Origin of the sequence: Snuella sedimenti, assembly GCF_016428595.1 — a bacterium.
Classification (GTDB): domain Bacteria; phylum Bacteroidota; class Bacteroidia; order Flavobacteriales; family Flavobacteriaceae; genus Snuella; species Snuella sedimenti.
In genome coordinates, this window is sequence record NZ_JAELVQ010000016.1 from 44,075 (window position 1) to 70,999 (window position 26,925).

The 26,925-nt window shown below is 36.5% G+C and carries 22 protein-coding genes; 5 read left to right on the forward strand and 17 right to left on the reverse strand.

Annotated features, from left to right (window positions below; genetic code table 11):
* Window positions 1–208: 208 nt before the first annotated feature.
* A complete protein-coding gene (locus JF259_RS12210; protein WP_199115612.1) occupies window positions 209–829 on the forward strand; it encodes a hypothetical protein in 621 nt (206 codons plus the stop codon).
* A 49-nt stretch (window positions 830–878) separates the two neighbouring features.
* Window positions 879–1,310, forward strand: coding sequence for a hypothetical protein (locus JF259_RS12215; RefSeq protein ID WP_199115613.1), 432 nt, complete (start codon window positions 879–881; stop codon window positions 1,308–1,310).
* Window positions 1,311–1,475: 165 nt separating this feature from the next.
* Here JF259_RS12215 and JF259_RS12220 read toward each other — a convergent pair whose 3' ends face one another.
* From JF259_RS12220 to JF259_RS12230, 3 genes are read right to left on the reverse strand one after another with little or no spacing between them, the layout of a single operon-like run.
* The gene (locus JF259_RS12220) at window positions 1,476–3,176 is read right to left on the reverse strand and encodes a sodium:solute symporter family protein (RefSeq protein ID WP_199115665.1); all 1,701 of its coding nucleotides are present in this window, start codon (window positions 3,174–3,176) and stop codon (window positions 1,476–1,478) included.
* Window positions 3,177–3,195: 19 nt separating this feature from the next.
* On the reverse strand, window positions 3,196–3,453 hold the full coding sequence (locus JF259_RS12225) for a DUF4212 domain-containing protein (protein ID WP_199115614.1): 258 nt from the start codon (window positions 3,451–3,453) through the stop codon (window positions 3,196–3,198).
* A 7-nt stretch (window positions 3,454–3,460) separates the two neighbouring features.
* Window positions 3,461–4,828, reverse strand: a complete 1,368-nt coding sequence (locus JF259_RS12230) for an alanine/glycine:cation symporter family protein (RefSeq protein WP_199115615.1) — start codon at window positions 4,826–4,828, stop codon at window positions 3,461–3,463.
* Window positions 4,829–4,897: 69 nt separating this feature from the next.
* Between JF259_RS12230 and JF259_RS12235 the strand changes: the two genes are divergently transcribed.
* Window positions 4,898–5,269, forward strand: a complete 372-nt coding sequence (locus tag JF259_RS12235; protein ID WP_199115616.1) for a TfoX/Sxy family protein — start codon at window positions 4,898–4,900, stop codon at window positions 5,267–5,269.
* A gap of 16 nt (window positions 5,270–5,285) precedes the next feature.
* Here JF259_RS12235 and bshA read toward each other — a convergent pair whose 3' ends face one another.
* From bshA to JF259_RS12270, 7 genes are all read right to left on the reverse strand, one after another.
* Window positions 5,286–6,422, reverse strand: a complete 1,137-nt coding sequence (gene bshA / locus JF259_RS12240) for an N-acetyl-alpha-D-glucosaminyl L-malate synthase BshA (protein ID WP_199115617.1) — start codon at window positions 6,420–6,422, stop codon at window positions 5,286–5,288.
* A 480-nt stretch (window positions 6,423–6,902) separates the two neighbouring features.
* Window positions 6,903–9,821, reverse strand: coding sequence for a glycoside hydrolase family 3 N-terminal domain-containing protein (locus JF259_RS12245; protein ID WP_199115618.1), 2,919 nt, complete (start codon window positions 9,819–9,821; stop codon window positions 6,903–6,905).
* A 359-nt stretch (window positions 9,822–10,180) separates the two neighbouring features.
* Complete coding sequence (locus JF259_RS12250) at window positions 10,181–10,666, reverse strand: ABC transporter ATPase (RefSeq protein ID WP_199115619.1); 486 nt, start codon at window positions 10,664–10,666, stop codon at window positions 10,181–10,183.
* A gap of 52 nt (window positions 10,667–10,718) precedes the next feature.
* Window positions 10,719–11,513 (reverse strand): (Fe-S)-binding protein, encoded by a 795-nt coding sequence (locus JF259_RS12255; RefSeq protein ID WP_199115620.1) that lies wholly within the window; start codon window positions 11,511–11,513, stop codon window positions 10,719–10,721.
* 112 nt (window positions 11,514–11,625) lie between these two features.
* On the reverse strand, window positions 11,626–12,933 hold the full coding sequence (locus JF259_RS12260; RefSeq protein WP_199115621.1) for a (Fe-S)-binding protein: 1,308 nt from the start codon (window positions 12,931–12,933) through the stop codon (window positions 11,626–11,628).
* Between the two features lie 6 nt (window positions 12,934–12,939).
* Entirely contained in the window at window positions 12,940–13,881 is a 942-nt protein-coding gene (locus JF259_RS12265) for an MlaD family protein (RefSeq protein ID WP_199115622.1), read from the reverse strand.
* 50 nt (window positions 13,882–13,931) lie between these two features.
* Complete coding sequence (locus tag JF259_RS12270) at window positions 13,932–15,044, reverse strand: N-acetylmuramoyl-L-alanine amidase family protein (protein WP_199115623.1); 1,113 nt, start codon at window positions 15,042–15,044, stop codon at window positions 13,932–13,934.
* A gap of 173 nt (window positions 15,045–15,217) precedes the next feature.
* Here JF259_RS12270 and JF259_RS12275 point away from each other — a divergent pair, with 173 nt between their 5' ends.
* Window positions 15,218–17,968, forward strand: coding sequence for a putative LPS assembly protein LptD (locus JF259_RS12275; protein ID WP_199115624.1), 2,751 nt, complete (start codon window positions 15,218–15,220; stop codon window positions 17,966–17,968).
* Between the two features lie 123 nt (window positions 17,969–18,091).
* On the forward strand, window positions 18,092–18,472 hold the full coding sequence (locus JF259_RS12280; RefSeq protein ID WP_199115625.1) for a RidA family protein: 381 nt from the start codon (window positions 18,092–18,094) through the stop codon (window positions 18,470–18,472).
* A 94-nt stretch (window positions 18,473–18,566) separates the two neighbouring features.
* Here the strand turns inward: JF259_RS12280 and JF259_RS12285 are convergent, their stop codons facing one another.
* The 7 genes from JF259_RS12285 to eat all read right to left on the reverse strand — a co-directional run bounded on the left by JF259_RS12285 (window position 18,567) and on the right by eat (window position 26,892).
* Entirely contained in the window at window positions 18,567–19,583 is a 1,017-nt protein-coding gene (locus tag JF259_RS12285) for a fasciclin domain-containing protein (RefSeq protein WP_199115626.1), read from the reverse strand.
* 163 nt (window positions 19,584–19,746) lie between these two features.
* On the reverse strand, window positions 19,747–20,694 hold the full coding sequence (locus JF259_RS12290; RefSeq protein WP_199115627.1) for an NAD(P)H-dependent flavin oxidoreductase: 948 nt from the start codon (window positions 20,692–20,694) through the stop codon (window positions 19,747–19,749).
* 190 nt (window positions 20,695–20,884) lie between these two features.
* The gene (locus JF259_RS12295; protein WP_199115628.1) at window positions 20,885–22,258 is read right to left on the reverse strand and encodes an aldehyde dehydrogenase family protein; all 1,374 of its coding nucleotides are present in this window, start codon (window positions 22,256–22,258) and stop codon (window positions 20,885–20,887) included.
* A gap of 44 nt (window positions 22,259–22,302) precedes the next feature.
* Window positions 22,303–23,040 carry a gamma-glutamyl-gamma-aminobutyrate hydrolase family protein gene (locus JF259_RS12300; protein WP_199115629.1) on the reverse strand — a complete coding sequence of 246 codons (738 nt, stop codon included), beginning with the start codon at window positions 23,038–23,040 and terminating at the stop codon, window positions 22,303–22,305.
* A gap of 10 nt (window positions 23,041–23,050) precedes the next feature.
* Window positions 23,051–24,202: an iron-containing alcohol dehydrogenase gene (locus JF259_RS12305; protein ID WP_199115630.1), complete on the reverse strand. Its 1,152-nt coding sequence runs from the start codon at window positions 24,200–24,202 to the stop codon at window positions 23,051–23,053.
* 8 nt (window positions 24,203–24,210) lie between these two features.
* Complete coding sequence (locus tag JF259_RS12310; protein WP_199115631.1) at window positions 24,211–25,569, reverse strand: glutamine synthetase family protein; 1,359 nt, start codon at window positions 25,567–25,569, stop codon at window positions 24,211–24,213.
* A 3-nt stretch (window positions 25,570–25,572) separates the two neighbouring features.
* Window positions 25,573–26,892: an ethanolamine permease gene (gene eat, locus JF259_RS12315; protein ID WP_199115632.1), complete on the reverse strand. Its 1,320-nt coding sequence runs from the start codon at window positions 26,890–26,892 to the stop codon at window positions 25,573–25,575.
* Between the last annotated feature and the right edge of the window lie 33 nt (window positions 26,893–26,925).

The window sequence follows — 26,925 nt, forward strand, 5'->3', positions numbered from 1 at the left end:
GTTATTTCAATACACCTTTTTTTTTCTAAAAATCTAATTCTTTCATTCTTAAATTATCAACTACATCAATATGAAAGAAAAATAATAATTCTTACTCAAAAAAAAACGCCTTAAATACACGTATTTACTTACATTTGGCCTCGCTTTAGATTTAAAAACTAATCTAAACGTTAAATTAAAATTCTAAACAATTAAAAATCAATTTTTTATGACACTTTTTAAAAAGGTTCTTTTATGTTTTTCCGTTACCCTTTTATTAAACTGTGCTTCGGGTTACGAAATAATTGCTCCTAAGTCCATAAACTATATTTCAAAAATCGAAACAGAGAATGTAAAACTAGAGTATAAATATAACTTGCTTGATAAAAAGTATGCCAAAAAAGAATTGAAAAAAGGCGTTAAACTAGTTGCTGTTAAAATATCTAACAATACAACGAGGGACTTGGTATTTGGCAAAGATATTAAACTGACTTATTTAAATGGTTCTGAAGCTTTTGTGATGGAAAATGAAACTGTCTTTAAAACACTAAAACAAAGTACAGCGTCTTATTTGTTTTATTTGTTATTAACCCCAATGAACTTATACACATACAAGACAAACAATTATGGCGTACAAGAAACAAACAGTTCAACTCCAATTGGTCTTATCATTGGCCCTGGTTTGGCTGGAGGTAATATGATTGCTGCCGGCTCTGCTAATAAAAAATTTGAATCCGAACTATTAAACTATAATCTTAACGGAACTATAATTAAAAAAGAGGAAGTTAAATACGGACTTATAGGCATAAGAACAAATTCCTTTGAATCCCTAAAGCTAAAAGTGGAATAAAAGCTTTTATATAAAATAATTTAGCCGCATTAGTCGTTTTTGAGTCCAAATGAAGAGAACAAGCATAATTGTTTTATCCCTAATCTTTGTTTCTTGTAATCCTTTTGGCGAGCATAAGGTTTTAAAGTATAAAGATGATTTAACCTATTTGATATCAAAATTTAAAGAATATGAAGAAGGAACTTATGGTAGAGATGAAATAGATGAATTTATCATAGCTGATATTCGTAAAATGGGTATTGATTTTGTTGTTATAAATGATATCAACAAAAATCCCAGTTATTCGGGATTTGTTGAAGAAAATGACAGCTTGATTATTTTTATCGACAAGGCAGATAACATACTGGATCTAGAACGAAGGATTATTTATGACTTAAAAAAATATCCAAGAAATTTTGGGAGTGATAATATCATACATGCTTCATATAAAATTGTACGGATAGACGAAAGATGGTATTATTCTGAAATTGGATTTGATTAAAACGTCAAAATCAGCAATGCCTATCCTAATGATATAATTTCCTTTTTGATTTACCTAAGAAACTAACATTGCTTAAAAAAATCAATTGTTACAAACTACCTAATAACAGCAAAAACCAATCGTTAACATAAAAGACCAAGGAACATTAATGATCCTTTCAGATCATCAATGCCCTACCGCTTCTCCTGCCCCACTTGGTATTCTTATTCTTTCTACGATCTCTTGCACATTTTCAGGCGGCTGTGGCGTAAACTTCATTATAACAATAGAAACTACAAAGTTTAAGAGCATGGCGATGGTTCCAAAGCCTTCTGGTGATATACCAAACCACCATTCGCTTTTATCTGGCAAAGTGTCATCGAACCATCCTAATTTATATTTTACCATGTACAGCAACATTGCCGTAATCCCTACAACCATACCTGCAATGGCGCCTTCTTTATTCATACGTTTGTAAAAGATTCCTAAGATGATTGCCGGAAAAAAAGAAGCTGCTGCCAAACCAAAGGCCAAAGCAACCACCGCTGCAACAAAACCAGGCGGATTAATCCCAAAATAACCGGCAACACAAACAGCGCCTACTGCCGATAAACGCGCAGCTACCAATTCACCCTTTTCAGAAATGGAAGGCTTAATGATCTTTTTAATCAAATCATGCGATATGGAAGCCGAAATCACCAATAGTAAACCAGCCGCGGTAGATAAAGCTGCTGCCAATCCACCAGCTGCCACTAAGGCAATAACCCAATTGGGCAAGTTGGCTATTTCGGGGTTCGCTAAAACCATAATATCGCGATCTACCGTTAATTCATTTTGGGAAGCATCAGCAACATATTGAATTGTTCCATCATTATTTTTATCCGTAAACTCAATAAGTCCGGTTGTTTCCCATTTCTTAAACCATTTTGGTACGGCATCGTAACGTTTATTGGAAACTGTTTCTATCATATTGGTTCTGGCAAATACGGCCACCGCAGGTGCGGTTGAATATAAAATAACAATTAACAATAAGGCTATACCAGCCGATTTACGTGCGTCCCTAACGCGCTTAACCGTAAAGAACCGTACAATTACATGAGGTAATCCTGCCGTTCCAACCATAAGGGCCAACGTTATGGCAAATACATCCATCATCGATTTAGAGCCCTCGGTATATTCTGAAAAACCTAAGGCTGTACTAAGTCCGTCAAGCTTGTCTAATAAATAAGTACCGGTACCATCACTCAATTTGCCCCCAAAACCAAACTGTGGAATAGGATTCCCTGTCATTTGTATGGAAATAAAAATAGCGGGTACCATGAATGCAAAAATAAGCACGCAGTACTGTGCCACTTGTGTATAGGTTATCCCTTTCATACCTCCTAAAACGGCATAGAACAGAACAATTAACATACCTATAATTACACCAGTGTTAATGTCTACTTCCAAAAACCGTGAAAACACGATTCCAACGCCCCGCATCTGACCTGCAACATAGGTAAAGGATACCAATAAAGCGCAAAATACAGCCACAATGCGCGCTGTTTTAGAATAATAACGATCACCTATAAAGTCGGGTACCGTAAATTTCCCAAATTTACGCAGGTAAGGCGCGAGCAACAAGGCTAAAAGTACATAACCACCGGTCCATCCCATTAAATATACAGCACCATCGTAACCAGCAAACGAAATGATTCCCGCCATCGATATAAAAGATGCCGCACTCATCCAATCGGCTGCAGTTGCCATACCGTTCGCCAATGGTGACACCCCGCCCCCAGCTACGTAGAAATCTTTAGTAGACCCCGCTCTCGACCAAATAGCAATACCAATATATAAAGCAAATGTTAAACCAACCAAAATATACGTCCAGTTCTGAACGCTTATCGCATCAAACAATATCACATTACTTATCATAACCATATTTTTTATCAAGTTTGTTCATTAAGCGTACGTAAACAAATATGAGTACAACAAACACATACATGGATCCTTGTTGAGCAAACCAAAATCCTAATTTAAATCCGCCTAACCTTATATGATTTAGGGCATCCTTAAAAAGAATACCTGCTCCATAGGAAACCAAAAACCATATGGTCAATAGGATAAGAACATACCTGATATTTTCTTTCCAATAAGCAATTGCATGATCGTTTTTCTTCATAGTTTATTCATTTTAGTTGTTTAATATAGCTCTTTATTTCTTTAGTGACTCGTGGTGCCATAATAATAGTTGCTACCATGGTTGGTATGGCCATTAAAGCAAAAAAGGCATCGATAAGGTTTATCATCATATTCAATGATGTGGTTGCACCTAGCAATATGCTAACAATATAAAAATAATTATAGTAATATTTTTTACTGGCTCCAAACAAAAAACCCATGCATTTAGTGCCATAATAGGCATATGAGAACAAGGATGACATACTAAAAATACTTATACATAAAAGCAGTAGATATTTACCTATTCCCGGCATGGCTTCAGAAAAAGCTGAAGCCGTTAAAGTAACACCATTGGCATCTGTCGTTTGCCAAACCCCGGTAACCAAAATTGCTAAAGCCGTTAGTGTACATACTATCAAAGTATCGATAGCAGGTCCTAACATGGCTACCAAGCCTTCCCGTACAGGTTCATCGGTTCTTGCCGCACCATGAGCCATAGGTGCTGTTCCTATACCTGCTTCATTAGAAAAAGCCCCACGTCGGATTCCTAATAAAATTAAACCACCTAACATACCGCCTAAAAAAGCATCGCCCATAAAATTTTCGGCAGCAAAAGCATCAGTAAAAATCAATATGATATATTTTGGAAGCACATCAATGTTAACACCAAGAACAATCAATACTAATACAAAATAAAGCACTACCATTGCTGGCACTAACCTTGATGCGGTTTTACTTATACGCTGTAAACCTCCTAGAATAACCAAAGCGGTAACAGCTACCAAAACAAATCCGATTATTAAACTAGAATACAGCCCTACCTCTATACCATTAGATATCAACAAGATATCATTAACAGCTTGCGTTAACTGGTTTACATTAAAAACAGGTAAGGCACCAACCAATCCACAAATACTGAACATAACAGCCAATGGTTTCCATGACTTCCCCAAACCTTCGGTAATAAAATACATAGGCCCTCCCTGTAGTTCACCGTGACTATCTTTACCCCGATACATAATGGCTAAAGTTGAGGTATAAAATTTTGTAGACATGCCAATGATGGCACTAACCCACATCCAAAAAACAGCACCTGGACCACCAATAGAAATCGCTACTGCAACACCCGCTATATTCCCCATGCCTACTGTAGCCGATAGGGCTGTTGTTAGAGCTTGAAAATGGCTAATTTGTCCGGGATCATTTGGGTCATCATATTTTCCTCGTAATATCTCAATGGCATGCCCAATAAAGCGAAAGGGCAGGAATTTAGAAAGCAACAACAAATACAAACCACCTCCAATCAACAAAATTAATAACGGTAAATCCCAGACAGCCGAAGCAAAATCTGCAATAATCGTATCAATTTGGTTCATATGGTTTGCTGGTTAATGTTATAAATGTATTAAATTTACTTGTAGTACAAACACTTAATTGCAAATAGAATGGCCTACGACGCATATTTAGCAGATAGAATTAGACAACACTTGCATGAAATGCATGTTCCCTTTTCTGAACTTAAAATGATGGGGGGATTGTGCTTTAAAGTAGACAACAAAATGCTTTGTGGCATTCATACCGATAAAAAATACGGTGATAACCTGTTAATGGCCCGTATTGGACCCGAGGCTTATGAAGAAGAACTTGTAAAACCGCAATGTTTACCAATGGACTTTACGGGACGCCCCATGAAAGGCTATATTTTTGTTACCCCAGAGGGCTTTGATACCGATGAAGACTTAGCTTATTGGTTAAGCTTATGTCTTTCTTTCAACCCCTTGGCAAAAGCAAGTAAACCTAAAAAGAAATCTAAATAGTAACGTTTACTAATAGTTACATCACCAAACATTTGGCAAGGGTATCTTCATAGATAGCTTCGTATTGAGGCACAATTTTATGAAGATCAAATTTTAAAGACTCTTTTCTTGCGTTGTCCTTAAACTGCTTTAAGTGTTCTTCATCACTCAAAATATACAGAGCATTCTTGGTCATATCCTCAACATCACCAACATTGCTCAAATATCCCGAAACCCCATGTATGTTCACTTCTGGAATGCCACCAGTATTACTAGATATTACCGGAACACCAGAGGCCATAGCTTCTAATGCGGCCAATCCAAAACTTTCTGTTTTTGAAGGCAGTAAAAACAGATCACTAAAACAGAGTATTTTATCTATTTCATTGCTTCTACCAAAAAACACCACTTTATCTGTTATTCCTAATTCCTGGCAGTGCCGTTCTATCTTTTCCCGTTCTGGCCCTTCTCCAACAAGCATGAGTTTTGCCGGCATTTTCTTTTGAATATTATAAAAGATACTAATAACATCCTGTACGCGCTTTACTGCCCTTAAATTACTAATGTGGGTAATTATTTTTTCCTCGTCTTTAGCCAACATAGCACGCTGACAATCTGTAAAACTATGGTTATATTTATCCAAATCGATAAAATTAGGCACAACACTTATGTCGTTTTTAATATCGAATAACCGTAAAGTATCGTCTTTTAAACTTTTTGAGACCGTAGTAACGGCATCCGATTTATTGATACTAAAGGTTACTGCGGGTTTATAGAAAGGGTGGCTTCCCACAAGTGTAATATCGGTACCGTGCAAGGTGGTAACAATAGGCACATAAATACCTGATTCTAGCAATATTTTTTTAGCCATATATGCTGCATAGGCATGGGGGATCGCATAATGCACGTGTAAAATTTCAATTTTATGCAGCTTAACCATATCTACCAACTTACTGGACAAAGCCAATTCGTAGGGCTGGTAATGAAACAAAGGGTATTCTGGCACATTAACTTCGTGATAATGCACATTGTTACTTAACAATTCCAGTCGTACTGGCTGATTGTATGTTATAAAATGGATTTCATGTCCTCGTTTAGAGAGTTCTAAACCAAGCTCTGTCGCTACAACACCACTCCCTCCAAACGTTGGATAACAAACGATTCCTATTTTCACACGTTTAAATTTTAGTAATTAATTGATTTTATTGTAATTATAAAATTAAGAACGTGTGCAACCACTCCTTACACTCGTTCTCTCATTAAAAATTTTAAACATTCCCTTTTGTGAAGTAATTTTTAAAATTTCTTAATGCTCGTTTCATCTGTTTAAATTTTATTGTTTTTTAGTGGTCAGATGCGATGCCTAAATTATCATATACTCACGTGTTCTTATTTTGAAAATAGGAGTTCGTGAATCTTCGATTTCGGTTGGTTTTGCAACTTTTTGTTAATGGGCATTTCATATGTCTTTCTTTATTACTCTTTTTTAAACATCCACATTATGGTTTCTTTGTGTGACTAGATATATAGTTATGGATGCTTTGTATCAAATTTTAATCTTTTACCTTTTCCTCTACATTCTTTAAATGATCCTAGATCAACTGAACTATTTGTAGCACTTTTAGCCCAAAACTTACTATGATACCGAATAAACTTAATCTTCGATAGCTTCGTAAATTAAACGCTGTATTTCTGTTCTAATATTTTCTCTTAGCAATAAGTTTTTACCGGCATTAGGATAAGTTCTATTAGCAAGAAACACATATACAATTTCATAATCAGGATCAGCCCATGCATAGGTTCCCGTAAATCCGGAATGTCCAAAGCTGGTCATAGATACACAACCACAGGTTGGTCCTTCTTCTTCCAATTGGGGTTTGTCAAATCCTACACCGCGCCTGTTATGATTATCGCAATAATAGCAAGTATTAAACTTATCGATGGTTTCTTGTTTAAAATAACGTTTTCCTCCGTAAAACCCTTTTTGTAAATACATTTGCATGATCTTGGCCACATCGTTAGCATTGCTAAAAATTCCCGCATGGCCTCCTACCCCATTCTGCATGGCTGCTCCCATATCATGCACGTAACCATGTACCTTTTGGTATCGATAATAATCATCTTCCTCGGTAGGCACAATTTTTTTGTTACTTATCCTATGATAGGGGTTATACATAGTATAATTGGCTCCTAAAGGCTTATAAAAGTGTTCTTGCACAAGGAAATCAAGCGTTCTATCGTAATGGTTCTCTATAAATTTCTTTAGGATATAATAGGGAAGATCACTATAGCGATACCTTAAACGCTCTAATAAATCCGTTTCCTTTATTATCTTTTGAATTGTATCTTGATAATCGCGCTTTAAATATAAATTCTTAGCCACCTCAATATTAAACGTATCACTATAAGATGTTCTATAATATTCTGGACTGGGCTTTTTGGTAACAGAGTCTAAAGTGGCATAATAAAACGGAATCCACGGTTTAAGGCGTGCATAGTGCGACAGCATACTTTTAATGGTCACATCTGCCTTATTTGAGTTTTCATACTCTGGTAAGATCTCCGAAAGCTTACTATCCAACGACACCTCTCCTTGTTCCTCCAACTCCATTAACAAAGGTAAGGTTCCCAATATTTTGGTAAGGGAAGCCACATCATATATATCTTCAAAGCCTACTTTTTCCTTTCCTTTATAAGTATGCTTTCCAAAATTCTTATTATAGATTACTTTTCCTTTTCTCGCTACCAACAGTTGAATACCTGGAGTCATTTTTTTTCTTATGGCATATTGGGCAACCGAATCTATTTTCTTAAGTTTTTCTGAACTCATATCCACTTGCTCTGGGAGTCCGTAGCTCAATCTTTTTATAGCATTGATCGCTATACCATCGCCAGCCTTAAAAAAGGGTCCAGCAGAAACAGGTAGGTTACCTTTTGATGGGATCGCTCCAAAAATGAGTTGTGCGGATTTTTGTTGGGCAACAGTACTATTCTGGTAACTAACAACAATACTTTCAATATTCTCAATTGTTTTTAAATCGAGAAGCGCATAGGGTTTAACAAAAACATCTAAAATAACACGATGCGTTCTTGCCAATTCGTATAACCATACCAATTCCTGGTTTGTAAATTTATAGCCTTTCCACGGTGTAGCATTCGAGCGGTGAAACCCTACAATAACCGTATTATAGGGATGTAATTTATTCATAAGTTCGTTGAGCTTATCGGCTTTAACCTCATGAACTTTAGCATATTTTTTTAGTTCTTTGAAAAATGTTGAACCACTATCATCTCCCAATTTAACATACGCTATTGCTTTTGTTTCAAGATCTCGTAATGGCAGTACATTATTTTTGTTCTTTACCAATGTTATTGCATGCTCCATGAGTTCCTCACACAAAACATCGTCTTGAATTCTATTTAGATCTGCTAGCAAATTAGAAACCTCAGTAGGTTTATAGTTGTGCAACCCTACTTTATATTTAGCATTTAAAACTTTTTTTACAGAATGTGCCAACCGTGCTTCAGAAATAACGCCTTGATTGTATGCTTCAACTATTTTGGCAATACCTACACCCACATCTTCCGACATCAACATAACATCATTACCTGCCATAAACGCTGCCAGATCAATATCGCCTGATTCACTAAAATTAGACGCTCCCTTCATTGTTAGTGCATCGGTAAATATAAGTCCCTGAAACTTTAATCGCTCTTTAAGGATATCGGTAACGATGTGCTTGGATAAGGACGACGGGTAACCCGATCGTGGTTCCAAACTAGGTACATTTAAATGTGCTACCATTACACTAGACAAACCTTCATTGATGAGTTTTCTATAAGGGTACAGCTCTATAGAGTCTATTCTTTTTTCGTTAAAGCTAATGGTAGGTAAAGTTTTGTGCGAGTCTTGATCGGTATCACCGTGCCCCGGAAAATGCTTGGCGTTAGCCAAAACACCAGCACTTTGCATCCCTTTCATAAAAGCAAGTGCTTTCTCGGTGACATTATCCCTGTCTTCACCAAAGGAACGATTTCCTATAATGGGGTTTAATGGATTGGTATTAATATCTACAACCGGCGCAAAATTAAAATGGACTCCCAAACGCTTACAGTGTTCTCCTATTTGTCTACCGGTTTGTTCTATTAACTTATTATCCTTAATAGCTCCCAACGTCATATTCCAAGGAAAAGCGTATGTAGAATCCAATCGCATACTTAAGCCCCATTCTGCATCCATACCTATAAGTAATGGTAATTTGGAAAGAGATTGTAATTGATTATTCAACTTAGCTTGCCTAACCGGTCCACCAAGTGAATAAATCACGCCGCCAATACGATGCTCTTTAATTAAAGCTTTGATCTTATTTTTGGTTGCTGTATCTTGATTCGACATCACTTGAACCATATACAACTGTCCTACTTTTTCGGCCAGGGTCAATGTATTGTAAACACTATCAACCCATTTTTTTTGTAATGCTTCATTTTCTGCCAATAATGGGTTTAGACCTCTTTGAGAAAAAGAAGAAACGTAAACGGATATAAAAAGTATTAAAATATAGATTTGACGCATAGGTATGGATTAATTACGTTACAATACCACTCACCGCTTAAAACTCACCTTAGTAAATGCTACTCTTTTGTGTACAAATTTTAAACAGTAATTAGGTACGACAGGTTTTAGCCGTAATAATCATGCCAAAATAACACTTTTAAAAAAAAGATAAAAAACTTTAAGATAGATTTAAAATGTATGAAGTGATTCAAGTTTTAAAAATTGGCTGAAATTTTGCCATTTTGCCCACATATCTTGTCCTTTTATCATCACGAAGCCCATCTATGCGATTCAAAAAAACCTTTATCTGGGCACAAATCAATCCATTTTCATTTCAATCCAAAAAGCTTAAACCGCTTTTGTAAAAACACTTCGGTTTACTTTAAAAACCGACTGTGCCAACTGTCGCTTGCTGGTACTTCCCAATTAGTATTAAATTCCGCAATATTGGTAACCAAATTATTAAAGACAATGGTATTTTTGGAAACTGCTTTGTCCTTTGCCATTTTTTTAAAATCGATAAGTGACTTATAGGCTATAAATTGTCCTTGTTTATAAGACACATTCATTTTATCCATTAAATCGACTTTATACTCTTTTTCCAATTGTTGAATAAAATGAACCGAGGCATCGATAGAGCATCCTGTAGCTTTATTCAAGTTTTGATTAAGCCCTAAAACGATAAATCGCTTATATTTAACAAGATAACCAGCTTGCAAGTCTCCACCGTGTGCTGTCCAGTTTTCGATAAACTGATCTAACTTAGCACTTATTTCTTCTATTTCTACATCGGTAAACGATCTATTGGCTTGGTAAACCCAAACACGTGATTCTTCTGGTAATGTATTAAAATCTACTAACATTTTTTTAAATAAAAATTAATTTAAAAGATGCTACACCTCCTCAATATAACATTTATGCTTCTTGGGCATCAGCAATTAACTCGGCAACATCTAAAACCGCAATTTCGGTTTCTTTTTCTTTAGCTTTTACACCATCGGTCATCATGGTATTGCAATACGGGCAGCCGGTTGCGATAATACCAGGTTGTGTTTCCAGAGCGTCCTCTGTTCGTAGCACATTAACATCCTTATCTCCTTTTTCGGGTTCTTTAAACATTTGTGCTCCTCCTGCTCCACAGCAAAGAGCTGTTTGTCGGTTACGCTTCATTTCTACCAATTCCACACCTAAGGTTTTTAATAATTCTCTTGGTGCTTCGTATACATTATTTGCACGACCTAAATAACAAGGGTCATGAAACGTGATACGTTTTCCTTTAAGCGCATTCTCTGCTTTAACTTTTAATCGCCCCGTTTTTATTAATTTATTAATAAATTGGGTATGATGCTGTACTTGATAATGCCCTCCTAACTGTGGATACTCATTTTTTAAGGTATTATAAGAGTGCGGACAGGCGGTTACAATGTTCTTGACCTCGTAGGCATTTAGCACTTCTATATTGCTTACTGCCTGCATTTGGAATAAGAATTCATTACCTGCACGTTTAGCCACATCTCCCGTACAGCTTTCTTCTGTACCTAAAACCGCAAAATCGACATTTGCCTTATTAAGGATTTTAACGAAGGCCTTGGTTATTTTTTTAGCTCTATCGTCATAACTTCCTGCAGAACCCACCCAGAATAAAATTTCCGGCTGTCTGCCTTCGGCCATACATTCTGCCATGGTTGGTACTTTTAAGGTTTCGCTCATGTCGTGCGTTTATTAATTTTTAGGTTTTGCGTTAGGGATTAAGGCTTTGTTGGAGCTACTCGTAGAGAGCGACTGCCGAAAGCCCGACCCGTTAGGGTAACGCCCAGATATGTTATTCGTCTTTCCACTTTAGCCTATCCATTTGGTTATAAGGCCATGGTGCTCCGTTATTTTCTATATTAGTCATCATATTATTTAGTTCTATTGGCGCTGCACTTTGCTCCATTACCAAGTAACGGCGCATTTCTAAAATAATTGATAACGGGTCGATGCTTACAGGGCAAGCCTCTACGCAAGCGTTACATGTTGTACATGCCCAAAGCTCTTCTGTCGAAATATAATCACCCAACAACTGCTTCCCATCGTCCTTAAATTCACCATTATTAGCATCGATATTTTTGCCTACTTCCTCTAAGCGATCGCGGGTGTCCATCATTATTTTGCGAGGCGATAACTTTTTACCCGTTAGATTTGCGGGACACTCACTTGTACAACGTCCGCACTCGGTACATGTATATGCACTCAATAATTGTACCCAACTTAAGTCCTGTACATCACTGGCGCCAAATTTAGCAGGCATATCCTCTTCTTCACCATTCTCGGGAGCTGCAAATGGATCGACATTGGGATCCATCATCATCTTTACCTCTTTTGTTACGGCCTCTAAATTATTGAACTGGCCCTTTGGGGCTAACTTTCCGTAGTAGGTATTAGGAAATGCCAATAGAATATGTAAATGTTTAGAGAAATATAAATAATTCAAGAAGACCAAAATACCTATAATATGTAGCCACCAAGCACTTCGTTCTATTATGTGCAGTGTGCTTTCTGGGAGCCCACTAAACCAAGCTGCAATATGCTGGCTGATTAGATTACCGGAACCCGCTTCTTGAAACATGACATCGGTAGCATTCATAACTAAAAACAAGCACATAAGTACCATTTCGAAATACAAAATGTAGTTGGCATCCTGCTTTGGCCAACTAGTCATTTCTAAACTCCAAAAGCGTCGTAGTTTAATAATGTTTCTTCGTATCCAGAAAACAATAACGGCTACTAAGACTAGTACTGCCAATATTTCGAAAGAGGCTATTAAAACCCCATAAAACAGTCCCAAGACCGAAAAAATACGATGCGTCCCCAGTACACCATCTATAATAATCTCTAAAACTTCAATGTTAATGATTATAAAGCCCAAATAAACTATTATGTGCAATATACCAGCAATGGGACGGCGTACCATTTTGCCCTGTCCCAACGCAATGTTTATCATATTTTTCCACCGCTGCGGCTTGTTATCACTAACATCTACTTTTTGCCCTAATTTAATATTTCGAATAAGCTTTTTTACATTTCTTGCAAAGTAACCTATACCAACAACTAGTACAATTACGAAAAATATATTAGGTAAATATCCCATGATCAATTAATTGGTTTGTGGCGCTGTATAAGGAATTTCTTTTTTTGACAAAATTCTAAAATAACGCTTAGGGTGCAGTTTAATATCTTCTAAAAGTGCTTCCATTTCTTTGGATGCTCCTGTAAGGTTATTATATAAAGCGTCGTCCTTTAACAACTTGCCCATCGAGCCTTCTCCTTTTTCCAAACCAGCCAATATGACATCAAAACTTTTAAGGGTCGTTTCCAAATTATTTGTGATTTGCTTTAAGTCTGCATCTGCTAAAGCCTCTGTTACTTTCGACAAATTACCTGAAATGCTATCGACATTAGACAAGGTATTCTTTAATTTGTCCTCACTACTAACAACAAGCCTATCTATAGACTTTGATGTTGCTTTAAAATTAGTTATTACTTCGCTTAAACCCGCTATACCTGTTTTTAAATTTCCTTTAGTTTCTTCGTCAAAAACGTCATTCAAATTAGCTAACAGCACATCTGTACTTGCCATGACCCGTTCTATTTTTTCTTGAAGTGGTGTTAGTCGCTGGTTAACTAATTCGGTTAAACCTGCCTTCATTGTTCCGTCCAAATAAGAGCCGTTTTGGGCTTCTTCGGCACCGTCGAATGCTGGTACAATAGCAATAGCCTTACCTCCTATTAGTCCTGTTTCATACAGCTCTGCCTTGCTATTTTTAGAAAATTGAAAGTCGCTATCAATCAGTAATTTTACTTGTAACTTTCCAGAACCATCACCTTTAAAATTAATTTCGGTAATTTTTCCAACAGTTAATCCATTGATTGTGACTGGAGCCGAAGATGTTAAGCCTTCCACATTATCGTAAACGACCAGATACGTTCGGGTGGTACCGAGTAAATTTTGGCCTTTTAAATAATTAAACCCAAAAATAAAAAGGAGAATGCCTGATAATACTAATACGCCGGTTTTAACTTCTTTTGATATTTTCAAAATACATATGTTTAAGCCACAAATTTAAAATAATTTTAACAAGAATAAGCCTAATTTGTAGCTGTTTTTATCGCTTCGGTTAAAGCCACTTTTTTACCATTTTTAAAAGCGACAACAAAACTAGAAGCATAGCCTTTCTTTTTAGCTACTTCTAACAGGGTTTTTGTTTTATTGTAGTCGGAAGTTTCTCCGTAATAATATTTATACAAAGTGCCTTCTTTAACCCGAGACACATCCTGCAAGCCTTTAAAATTGTAGGCTTTAGGTTCCAAAGCTTTCGATCCTGTTGCTATTTGCACTTTAAAAATGATATCACTCAAAATTTCGCTTTGCAGCCCAGTTTCTTCTGTTTCAGGTGTTTCAACAAAAGTCACATCACCTACATTATTGTCCAATGACTTTTTATATTCCAAAACAGCTTTGCTTATTGCGGCAGAGATTTCCGATTGCCCTTTTTTTGAATTTAGATAACTTCCTTCGTTCTTATACGTTAAAAACCCTGTTTCTACTAAAACACTGGGCATGACTGTTTGATGTAAAACCACAAAACCTGCCTGTTTAACACCTCTGTTTTTTCGTTTCAACTTTTCAGTAAACTTTTTTTGGATCAAACTAGCCAGCATAATACTTTGATCCAAAAACTCCTCTTGGCTCAATAATATACTCATCACAGATTCGGGAGAGTTTGGGTCAAAACCACCATAGTTTTCTTCATAATTGTCTTCTAAAAAAATTACTGAATTCTCCCGCTTGGCTACTTCAAAATTTGTTTGATTCCTATGCGTTCCCAAAACAAATGTTTCGGTTCCATGAGCCTGAGAGCCGTGTGCATTACAATGTACAGAAACAAATAAATCGGCATTTGCTTTGTTTGCAATTTTACCTCTATCTTTCAATCCTATAAATACATCGGATTTACGCGTATATATCACTTTTACACCTGGAGTTTGCTCTAGCTGTTTACCAACTTCCAAAACAATCTTTAGGGCTATATCTTTTTCTTTAAAACCGTTTCCCAAATTACCTGGATCATCTCCACCATGACCTGCATCCAGTACAACAATAAACTTGTCACTGTCCTGTCCATAACCAACATTAATAAAGATTAAAAATGTTAATAATGAGATAAGAGATACGAAACGTAATGCTTTGTGCGTTTTCATGAGGTATATCAAAAATATTTAAGCCAATTAAAACTGTAAATCAAGCTCCAAAATGAACAAATGCTACATAAATGGATTTCCATAAACATTCTTAACGACTTAAAATATAGGTTTATTTTAATTTTAAATTTTTCGTTAAATAATAAATCAATCCCAGAAAAATATATGTAATTTTGGCTTTTCAAAAACCGAGCCATACTTTTACAAAAATACATTTAAAAGCGTTGCATACAAACAACTTTAAAATACTTTTTGCATTAAGTTTTACAGTGTTTATTAACACGTTAAGCTTTGCCCAAGATATTCCGACAAAGCAAGATTCTATAAAACCGCGTGTTAGAGATACAAAGGTTATCAAGGTAAATGATAGCCTACTGGCTCCCCAAATAAGCGAAAAGGAACAGGACTCCATCCAAACAGATTCTATAAAACCTAAAAAAGAATTGTTGGAGTACATTGTGAAGTATAGTGCCACAGACACAACCAAATTCAACCAAAAAAAGCACAAACTTTATCTCTACAACGAAGCTGTTATTGATTATGGGGATATGAACATAAAAGCTGGAAGCATTATTGTAGACTACAATACCAATACCGTATATGCTAGAGGTATTGTAGACACTGTTGGCACTTATACACAAGCCCCGGTATTTACGCAGGGCAGTAATGTGGTAGAGCCCGATTCCATTGTTTTTAACACTAAATCACAAAAGGCACTTATATACAATTCTAAGACCGAACAAGGTGAAGGGACTGTAATAGCCAACATTACAAAAAAAGAAAACGATTCTGTTTATTTTTTAAAAAATGCCAAATACACTACAGCGGAAGACCTTGAAGACCCTGAGTATTATATCAAACTAAGAAAAGCCAAAATTGTACCTGGTAAAAAAATTGTTACCGGATTGGCTAACTTGTTTTTTTATGATGTACCAACCCCTTTAGGCTTACCGTTTGGTTTTTTTCCTCAAACGGAAAAACATACTTCAGGTGTGATTATACCTAGTTTTGGGGAACAAAACGATCGGGGTTATTTTTTACAAAATGGAGGTTACTATTTTGCCATAAATGATTATATAGATTTGGCTGTATTGGGTGATTATTATACCAATGGCAGTTATGGTATGCGTATGGAAAGCACCTATTCCAAGCGCTATAAGTTTAGGGGAAATATCGGTTTTCGTTATGAAAATTTGATAAACAGTGAACGTGGATTCCCCGATTATTCAAAAAACACGATTTACAACATCCGTTGGTCGCATAGTCAGGATTCTAAATCCAATCCGAACTCGCGTTTTTCGGCATCGGTTAACTTAGGTAGTAGTACTTATTACCGCTCGTCCATTAACCAAATTAATACGGGGGCTTTTTTAAATAACACGTTATCGTCATCTGTTTCGTATTCAAAAACCTTTCATGGAGAACCTCAAGTTAACTTTAGCCTAACGGCCACGCACTCACAGAATACCAATACGGAACAAATAAATATGACACTCCCTACGTTTCAGGGAAGCGTTGGTAGAATGTACCCTTTTGCATCAAAAACCGGTTCTAAAAAAGGAATCATTCAAAACGTAAACCTCCAGTACAATGTAAGAGGGGAAAACAGAATACAAACAACCGATTCCCTTTTCTTTAAAAAGGAAATGTTTGACGATGCCCGGGCAGGTTTCCAACACAGTATACCTTTGAGTACTAACTTTAAACTGTTTAAGTATTTTAGTTTAAGTGCTAGTACTAACTATAATGAGGTTTGGACTTTTAAAACCATCAATAAATCCTTTGACCCAATTGAAAGAAGGGAGGTCGTTGAAGATGTTAACGGTTTTGATTCTTTTAGAACTTATAATTTTAGTACGAGCTTAGGGACAACTATTTATGGTATGTTCGATTTTCAAAAGGAGGGAAAAGACCGTAAGATACAGGCTATTCGCCATGTTATAAGACCTTCTATAAGTTATAATATTAACCCAGCCTTCGACAAGTATTATGACAGTTATGAAGTTATAAGTGCCGACGGTCTTACTACCAGTGATGTGGAATATAGCCGCTTTGAAAGTGGTGTATTTGGAACTCCTAATAAAAATTTCTCCAGCTCAATGGGGATTTCGGTTTCTAATAACATTGAAGCTAAAGTTCGTGACAGGGATAGTACTGCTACAAAACCTAAAAAGATTACCATCCTTAACAACCTGAATTTTTCGACATCCTACAATTTTGCAGGGGATTCACTCCAATGGAGCCCTGTTAGAATGAGTGGTGGCACACAGCTCTTTAACAACAAGATGAACGTTAATTTTGGTGCTACAATGGATCCGTATGCATTGGACAACAACAATAATAGAATTGATAAATTCAATATTGACAATGGCGGTAGCTTGTTTAGATTAACCAGTGCCAATCTAACAACAATTTGGTCTCTTTCCAGTAAGAAAGGAGACAAAAAAGATAAGAAATCAAAGGGTATTGAAGAAAACGTAAGAAGTGGTGGTCGTGATGATGATTTATTTGGGGTTTCTGAAGATTTTGCCAATAGCAAGCTTAATGAAGATGATAAGGAAGAAGAGACCCCTAGCGCGCTTTACAATAGTCCAATTCCTTGGAGTTTGCGCATTGCCTATGCGGTTAATTATTCCAACTCCAGACGCCAGAATGAAATATCTTCGCATTCGTTGATGTTTTCTGGAGAATTAGAGTTATCACCCAAATGGTCTGTTGGTGCGTCATCTGGTTACGATTTAAAAAATGCTGGTTTTACCTATACGCAATTGCGTTTTGAACGCGACCTATTGAGTTGGCGCATGAATTTTAGCTGGATACCTTTTAGCAGCCGATCATCATGGAATTTCTTTATTGGTATTAAGTCGAGCATCTTAAAAGATCTTAAATATGAGAAACGTAGACAACCCGATCAACGACTTTAAAAACGTTCGCTCTTAAGCATAAAATCCTATAATATGAAATGAGCCATAACAAATCTTGATACCCACCGAGATGATTATTGGCGAATTACATCTGACCTATGAAAAACAATAAAATTTAAACAGATGAAAAAAGTTATTACAACAGTAAATGCGCCCGCTCCAATTGGACCTTATAGTCAGGCTATACTAAGCGGAAATACCTTATATACCTCTGGTCAAATAGCACTAAATCCTGAAACGGGAGATCTTGTCCTAGACTCTATAAAAGCCGAAACCACTCAGGTAATGTCTAATTTAAAAGCGGTTTTAGAAGCTGCTGATATGACTTTCGATAACGTTATAAAATCATCTATATTTATAAGCAACATGGATGATTTTTCCCAAATAAATGCTATTTATGGCAGTTACTTCAATGAAGTTAATGCGCCTGCTAGAGAAACAGTACAAGTAGCCCGTTTGCCAAAAAATGTAAATGTGGAAATTAGTATGATTGCAGTAAAATAAGTGCGTTTTTAAAAAAGGCCCGATACATGAACATATGTACCGGGCCTTCTTACAAACCAACCAACCTTTAACCTAAGAGACTGTTTAAAATCCCTTATGGCAAAAGCACTTTATCAATCAAGTGTACTACGCCATTTGTAGCCTGTATGTTTAAGCCGTTGGCAACCAACATAGATTCCCTGCCATTGGCATCTGTAATGGTTAATGTACCAAGGTTTAAATCAAATGTTCCATTTAAGGTTTCTATCGCCCCACTAGACAAATCACTTGAAAAAACACGACCTTCTACCACGTGATACATTAAAACTGCTCCCAGTAAATCCGCCGGAAGATCGTCAACTGAATTTATAGCTGGATCATTAAGTTCCATTATTAAGTCGGTAAATGCCTGTTCTGTTGGCACAAAAACGGTGAAGGGACCGCCCTCGGCCAGTGTACTGGTTAAATCAGCCTTAATCACAGCCTTAACAATAGATGATTCCATTCCAAAACTTTCTATAGCTAACGCAACCAAATTTGAAGTTGGAGGAAATAAAATATCATCAATAACATGTATAACACCATTTCTAGCTTTAATATCGACGAAATTAACATCAACATTAGCACTATTAACCATAACACCTTGATCCAAATTCACTTCTATAGCAGCTTCATTCAAAGTTGGAAAGAAACCATTAGCCAATTGGTTACTATAAATTTTTCCGGCCAATACATGATATAACAAAATTGCCTCTAAATTTGGAACTGATGCGATATTAGTTTGATCGAGATCATACTTAGCAAAAGCGGCATCACTTGGTGCAAACACTGTTAACATGTTAGATGATACAGTGCCCGCCAAACCTGTTCGAGCTAAAGCTACACTTAGTGTCCTAAAAGTAGGTTTATTTCCTTTATTGGAATTCTTATTGACAATAGCATTTGAAGAAGTAACGTCTACCGAATTAAAATTCTTAAGGACTTCCACTATAGACATATCGCTACTACTAGGCTCAATATTAACCGCTTCATCTGTGCTACAAGATAAAACAATTAATGACAAAACAAGGAATGCTATGATTCTCAAATTTGTTACAATACTAATTTGGGGGCTTTTAGTTCTTGTTCTCATGATATTCGTTTTTTTGTTTAACTTATTTTTATTTTTATCAAACATAATGTTTTTGTTTAATTATTTAGTAAAAAACTTAAACAAAACGATTAAATGCATAAAAATACCGTTGAAATACGTTAAATAGTAATCAAAATAGTGTAAAAAATTAAAAATAAGAAGTTTAACTTATTAAGCGCCGTACAATATCCTTTACAGGTAAAATAGATTTAGTGTACTCAATACTTGGCCCTGCAACCCAAACTGTTTTGTAGGTAACTTTAGTTGCAGCCTGCTTTGTAGCATTCATTCCAATAGCAAATCGAATCATCTTTACCCATTTTTTAAGCTTTCTATTTTTATTTAGAATGGACTCCAACCATGTTTGCTTTGTTCCTACCTTTTGAACGTAAGGGGTATTAATAACCGTACAGGGTGTTCCTGAGATACGTTCGGTCATAACAATATCATCAGCTCCATAATCGACACAAGCTTGTTTATATTCGTCTGTAACGGCAGCTTCAACAGAGGCTATAAAAGGACTGCCAACCGATACACCGGCTGCTCCATAACGTAACATTTCATCTACATCTGCCTTACAGCCTACGCCTCCAGCCGAAATAATTGGTATGGATAAATTATTTTTTAATAGTGTAATTAATTCCTCTGGTGAATACTCCCCTCTATGTCCTCCTGCCTTGTTATTTACAGCTATTGCTGCATCGGCTCCTAAACCTTCCACTTTTTGGGCAAAATGTAAATCGGTAACATCACAAAATACTTTAATTCCTGCTTTATGGGCTTTTTTAATGGTTTCTTGTGGGCTTCCCAAAGACGTAATAATAAAATCACAACCTTCTTCACAAAGTACCTGTAACTGATCTTTATATTTCAAATTAGACTTATTAACTATTAAATTATAGCCATAAGCACCTCCTTCTACTTTTGCTGCTTTAAGTTCTCTAATGGATGCCCTTAATTCCTCCAATGTTCTATAATTCAATGCTGGAATGCAGCCTGCAATCCCACTTTTCATTGCTTCTATAACCATGGCTGTATTTGATACCAGGAACATGGGAGCTTGAATAATGGGATACTTAATATTTAATAACCGAGTGAGAGCTGTTTCCATTTTACTATATTTTTTCAAATATAGCCAAATTTATTATGCGTGCATAGAAAATAAATATAATACCTTAGGTATTACATACTTTAATTTATTCCTTCGTTTTGGAGTAGAGCAGTTGTATTTTTAACAAAACCCCAACACAACATTTTAAACAAAAGTAGTATTGAGGTTAATATTGTAACTTGTTCTCTATTTATAATACTCTTAAGTGATATGCCTTAGGCTGTACAAATGCCCTAATTCCTTGTGAGGACAAGGTACTGCCCAAACCTGAACTCTTTCTTCCCGACCAAGGTACGTTAGGGCTTACCCGATCGCAACAGTTCCAATAAACAGTACCCGTATCCATGTCACGTAAGATATCCATAGCACGTTGTTCACTAGTAGAAAACACCGCTGCTGTTAATCCGTATGCTGTATCTTTCATTAAAGCTATAGCTTCTTGATCTGATCCTACTTTTTGGATACCTATAATAGGTCCAAAGGACTCGTCTACCATAACATTCATGTCATGGTTACAATCAACGAGTACTGTTGGTTTATAATAATTACCTTCTTCTTCCAATGACTGGCCTCCTAATTTTAAGACGGCTCCTTTGGATACAGCATCAGCTACCTGCTTATCTAAAAATTCTATCTGCTGCCCGCGTGTTAATGGTCCAATAAAGGTAGCATCATGCATAGGGTTTCCTATTTTATAGGATACTACTTCTTCTACAAAGGCATCGACAAAAGCGTCATAAATACTTTCGGACACATAAATACGCTCAACAGCACAACAGCTTTGTCCGTTATTATAGAAGGCTCCTTCGGCCACATTAATAGCTGCCTGTTTAATATCTAAGACATCGTCTGTAACAAACAAAGGATCTTTACCTCCTAGTTCTAATTGTACCGGTACCAACTTATGTGCAACCGATTGGGCTATATGCTTCCCCGTTGCATAGGATCCCGTAAAAAAGTAACCATCAAAATTATTTTCTAAAAGTGTTTGTCCCAAACTACCATCACCAATAACACATTGGAATACATTTTCTGGAACACCTGCCAGGTGCAAATACTTTTCAAACTGCTTTCCGGTTAAGGCTGCATATTCTGAAGGTTTGTACATGACCGAATTACCTGCAACCAAAGCATATAAAAACACATTATAACCTACATTATATGGAAAATTCCATGCCGATATGTTGGCTATAACGCCAAGCGGCTCATAACTTATTTTCTCATGTGTAGCTCCTGAATCAACAAGAACCTCATCAGAAAGCCATCGCGCTGCATATTGACTTAAATGGTCAATTCTATTTTGCGCTCCATTTATTTCGTTACGTGACTGCTGAATTGGCTTACCTGTTTCTTCTGTTAAAATAGCCGCCAATGCTTCACTATTTTCTTTAATTAGCTCTCCAAACTTAACAATACAATCCAAACGTGCCTTCAATGGTTTTCTAGCCCATTCCTTTTGTCCTTTTCGCAAAGTATTTAACTTTACTTGCACATCAAGCTTCGTATCTGCCTGCAATTCTGTTATAGTTTTCCCCGTTGCAGGGTTTTTTATTTTTAGTTCCATCTGTTTCTGTATAATTGCTTTTTAATTGTCACACATAGCACGTCTCATTTTAAATGCTGTAAAAAGGCCTCGTATAGCACATCGGCATCAATCAAATGATCCTTAATGGTATGAAAAAACTCCGGATGCCATTGTACCGCCATTACCTTGCCCTGTGGTTCTTTGGTATACCCAAAGGCCTCTATAAGTCCGTCATCAGACAGCGCATAAACTTCCAAATCTTTTCCTAAGTCCTTTATAGCTTGATGATGTACAGAGTTTACCTGTGGTTGTTCCTCATGTCCGTACAGTTTGTCAAAATAACTATCCTTTACAAACTGTATAGGGTGTTTAATGGTATCGTACAATTCTGCCGAGCGGTGATCTTCGGCATCTGTTTTTTGTGTAAGTGTATCTTGAAAAAGGGTTCCTCCAAAATAAACGTTCATTAACTGAAATCCTCTACATATTCCCAATACAGGTTTTTTGTTTTTGATGGCATAATCTAAAATCTTTAATTCGTATTGATCTCTATATGGGTCTCCGCTCCAGATTCCAATAGGTTTTTCCCCATATGTTTCTGGTGCTAGATCGGTGCCTCCTTGAAGCACAAAACCATCCATTTCGGCTAAAATATCATTTAAACAATCGGCGTTAACATCAGGGATCAATACGGGTAAAATACCTTTTCTGGTTACATAATTAGCCATATCGTTTTCGAGATAACTCAAGGTTTTCGGTCCAAAAACGGTACGATTCTTATCGGGATACATAAAACAAGATGATATACCTATTTTTATCATAATCTTATAACTATAATGCTTCTTCGTATAACTTTTTAAAATCTGCCCTGCTCACGGGTTTCGGATTGGAAGGGTGACAAAAATCGGCTTCTGCCAAAGCTGAAAGCGCCTCTACATGTGATGCCTTTACACCGATATCTGATAGCTTACAAGGAAGCTCTAATCGGGTATTCATATCAAATAAATAATCAATTACTTTATCTCCAGCATCATTTCCTAATCCCAGAGCCATTGCCATGCTATCAAATCGATCTTCAAATCCGTTGTAGTTAAATTTCATTCCATAAGGAAGATTTACTGCATTTGCCAAACCATGATGCGTGTCCAACATACTAGACAATGGGTGGGCTAAACTATGTACAACGCCTAGTCCTTTTTGAAAAGCTACTGCTCCCATTAGTGAGGCCAATAACATCTTTGCCCGTGATTCTACATTGGGGTTGTGGGTTGCTTTTTCTATAGACTGTGCTATGAGAGCCATCCCCTCTAGTGCAATGCCATCGCACATTGGATGAAACCCTTTAGCCAAATAGGCCTCCAGATTATGCGTTAAGGCATCCATACCGGTTGCTGCTGTAATAAAAGGTGGTAACTCCATAGTTAATAATGGGTCTGCAAATACAATTTTAGCCATTAGTTTTGGGCTAAAAAGTATTCTTTTCTTCTTTGAATCATCTTCAGATATGATAGCACTCCTCCCTACTTCACTTCCTGTGCCTGCCGTGGTTGGAACGGTTATAAAATGCGGCACATCCTCAGTTACATATTTATCACCTCCAATTAAATCATCATAATCAAAAAGGTCCCTTGTATGGTTAATACGTAAAACAATAGCCCTGGCCACATCCAAAGCTACACCACCACCAATTCCGATAACACAATCTCTATTAGTTTGATGGTAAATGTCCCCTCCATTAATAACATCCGACTTAACTGGGTTTTTATGCATGTCCTTAAATACTTCTGCACTCAACCCGCTTTGTTCAATATCGTTTTTAATTTTTTTAAAAAACGCTAATTCTGCCACATTGGGATCGGTTACCAACAATGGTCTTTTAAGGTCGTTTGCTTTTAAATAACCGACCAATTCATTAATTACGCCAGCACCAAACCGAATAGGTGTCGGGAAATTAAACCCATAGATTTTTGTTATGTCTATCATTGTTTGTATTAAATAATTTCAAAATATCGTTTTGTTTCCCAATCGGTTACTGCTGTGGAAAACTGTCGCCATTCCCACTCTCTGGTCTTTGTAAAATGCTCAATAAAGGCTTCTCCAAAAAGTTTTTTGGCAACATCTGAAGTTTTCATTTTGTTAGATGCTTCTAATAAGTTAGCTGGTAATACTCCATTACTCAAATCTTCATAACCATTACCAATGGTTTCTGATGTTTCAAGTTCCAAGCCATGTTCTATACCATATAAACCACTTGCCAAACAGGCTGCCATTGCTAAATAGGGATTAACATCGGATCCAACTACTCTATGCTCTATACGGGCAGCTTTGCTTGATGAAGCTAAAATTCGTAACGCTGTGGTTCTGTTATCATGTCCCCAAGTAAGCGTTGTAGGTGCCCAAGCCCCCTCAACCAATCGCTTGTAACTATTGATTGTTGGAGCAAACATGGGCAATATATAAGGTAAGCAATAAAGCTGACCGGCTACATAACTTCTCATTATGCTACTCATATTATCGGAGGCTTCAGAGTCAAAAAATAAGTTTTTCTTATTTTCCAAATCCCAAAGACTTTGATGTACATGTCCGCTACATCCAGGAAGCTTACTTGTTTGTTTTGCCATAAAACTAGAAATAATACCATGTTTACAAGCAATTTCTTTTACGGCTGATTTAAATAAAGTTGCCCTATCTGCCGCTTCCAATATAGCACTATACTGAATAGCTGCTTCGGTAACACCTGGGCCTGTCTCGGTATGTAAACCTTCTAACGGCACACCGAATGCCTCCAAAAGTTCAAACAGATCTTGAAAAAAATCACTGTTTTCAGACATTCTAAGAATAGAGTATCCAAACATACCTGGCGTTAATGCTTCTAGATTTTGAAAGTTTTTATCATCCAAGGATTGCGATGTTTCTCTAAAATTAAACCATTCAAATTCTTGTGAAAACATGGGGTTATATCCCATATCGTTAGCTTTGGCAATGGTTCTTTTTAATAAACTTCGTGGACATACCGGAACATCTTTTGATGCTTTATTACTAAAATCTCCCAACAAAAATGGGGTATCGTTTTCCCAAGGGATGACTCTAAAAGTATTGGTATCGAGATACGAATCAAAATCACCATATCCAGTATGCCAACCTACTAATTTTGTGTTATCATAAGCAAAATCACCTACATCCCATCCAAATACAACCGAACAAAACCCAAAACCACTTTCTAATGCTGCAATAAGCTTATCCACATGCATTAGTTTACCCCTAAGGACTCCATCTATATCCGTAACAGCTACTTTTACCTTGGTGTGCTTACTTTCTTTTAATTTTTTAATTACTTCTTGTTTGTCCATAGGTTATTGAATGTTATGTTTTTTATTAAGGAATACTAAAAAGTATAAATAAGACAATCCAACAATAGTTATAAATATTAAAGCGATCATTGGATTGTAATAGCACATCGAAATAAGTGCAATTGTTGCTATTATAAGTGCAACCATTGGAAATAATGGGTACATAGGTACTTTAAAAGGGCGTTCCATTTCGGGGTTCTTTTTTCGTAATGCAAAAAAGGATAGCATAGAAACAATGTATAATGATAAGGCTCCAAAACAAGCTATAGTAATAATTTCACTTGTTTTTCCTGTTATTAAAGCGACTATACCTACTAACATATTAACAACAAGCGAATTTGCTGGTGTACTAAACTTATGATGTACTTTTCCTAATAATTTCGGGGCATAACCTACTCTACCGAATTCAAAAGTAGCCCGTCCCCCTGCAAGGATTATTCCATGAAAGGAAGCGACCAAACCTAAAAGTCCTATCCCAATCAATAACTTATAAAGCACATGCCCACTATCAATAATTTTTGATAGTGCTAACGGTAATGGCGAATCGGATGCAACTGTACTACCTACAGGATACACAACGGCTTCCCATCCCGCTACACCTACTGCAGATACAAAGGTTAAAATACATAAAATGACCAAAGTTAAAATCGCCGATCCAAAACCAATAAGTACACTGCGTTGCGGATTTATTGCTTCTTCTGCTACATTGGCCACCCCTTCGATGGCCAGAAAAAACCAAATGGCAAACGGAATGGCAGCGAATATCCCCGAAATACCATTAGGCATTGGATTTAACTGCAAATTATTAAACTCAAATTCAGGAAGGGTTACCCCGGCAAAAATAAGAAGCTCTATAACAGCTAAAACGGTAACAACCAATTCAAATGAGGCAGCTAGCTTGACACCTAAAATATTAATGCCGGTAAAAATAACATACGCTCCTATAGCAAAGACCATAAGGTTTATGGTTGGGTACAACAAATTTAAATAAGCTCCAATGGCAGCTGCTATAGCCGGAGGGGCAAATACAAATTCGATGTTTTGGGCAATTCCAGCAATAAACCCCAAATGTTTTCCCAATCCTTTGTTTGCGTATTCGAAAGCACCTCCAGCCTTAGGTATGGCACAAGCCATCTCGGTATAACTAAAAGTAAAAGTAACATACATGATAATAATAAAAAAAGTTGCGATTGCCAAGCCATAGGTTCCGCCTTCTGCCAGTCCTAAATTCCACCCAAAATACATCCCGGATATTACGTAACCTACTCCTAAGCCCCATAGCATTAAAGGGCTAAGTACTTTTTTTAATTTATCATCACTCATAATTTATTCTTTATTTTACTTCAGTTATTTATT

Coding starts and splice junctions, on each gene's coding strand:
- JF259_RS12250 (WP_199115619.1), bottom strand. CDS start 10,666: ATGTTAGTAGATTTTAATACATTACCAGAAGAATCACGTGTTTGGGTT.
- JF259_RS12235 (WP_199115616.1), top strand. CDS start 4,898: ATGGCCTACGACGCATATTTAGCAGATAGAATTAGACAACACTTGCAT.
- JF259_RS12215 (WP_199115613.1), top strand. CDS start 879: ATGAAGAGAACAAGCATAATTGTTTTATCCCTAATCTTTGTTTCTTGT.
- JF259_RS12295 (WP_199115628.1), bottom strand. CDS start 22,258: ATGGAACTAAAAATAAAAAACCCTGCAACGGGGAAAACTATAACAGAA.
- JF259_RS12270 (WP_199115623.1), bottom strand. CDS start 15,044: ATGAAAACGCACAAAGCATTACGTTTCGTATCTCTTATCTCATTATTA.
- JF259_RS12255 (WP_199115620.1), bottom strand. CDS start 11,513: ATGAGCGAAACCTTAAAAGTACCAACCATGGCAGAATGTATGGCCGAA.
- JF259_RS12260 (WP_199115621.1), bottom strand. CDS start 12,933: ATGGGATATTTACCTAATATATTTTTCGTAATTGTACTAGTTGTTGGT.
- JF259_RS12285 (WP_199115626.1), bottom strand. CDS start 19,583: ATGAGAACAAGAACTAAAAGCCCCCAAATTAGTATTGTAACAAATTTG.
- JF259_RS12210 (WP_199115612.1), top strand. CDS start 209: ATGACACTTTTTAAAAAGGTTCTTTTATGTTTTTCCGTTACCCTTTTA.
- JF259_RS12310 (WP_199115631.1), bottom strand. CDS start 25,569: ATGGACAAACAAGAAGTAATTAAAAAATTAAAAGAAAGTAAGCACACC.
- eat (WP_199115632.1), bottom strand. CDS start 26,892: ATGAGTGATGATAAATTAAAAAAAGTACTTAGCCCTTTAATGCTATGG.
- JF259_RS12300 (WP_199115629.1), bottom strand. CDS start 23,040: ATGATAAAAATAGGTATATCATCTTGTTTTATGTATCCCGATAAGAAT.
- JF259_RS12225 (WP_199115614.1), bottom strand. CDS start 3,453: ATGAAGAAAAACGATCATGCAATTGCTTATTGGAAAGAAAATATCAGG.
- JF259_RS12280 (WP_199115625.1), top strand. CDS start 18,092: ATGAAAAAAGTTATTACAACAGTAAATGCGCCCGCTCCAATTGGACCT.
- JF259_RS12230 (WP_199115615.1), bottom strand. CDS start 4,828: ATGAACCAAATTGATACGATTATTGCAGATTTTGCTTCGGCTGTCTGG.
- JF259_RS12290 (WP_199115627.1), bottom strand. CDS start 20,694: ATGGAAACAGCTCTCACTCGGTTATTAAATATTAAGTATCCCATTATT.
- JF259_RS12305 (WP_199115630.1), bottom strand. CDS start 24,202: ATGATAGACATAACAAAAATCTATGGGTTTAATTTCCCGACACCTATT.
- JF259_RS12245 (WP_199115618.1), bottom strand. CDS start 9,821: ATGCGTCAAATCTATATTTTAATACTTTTTATATCCGTTTACGTTTCT.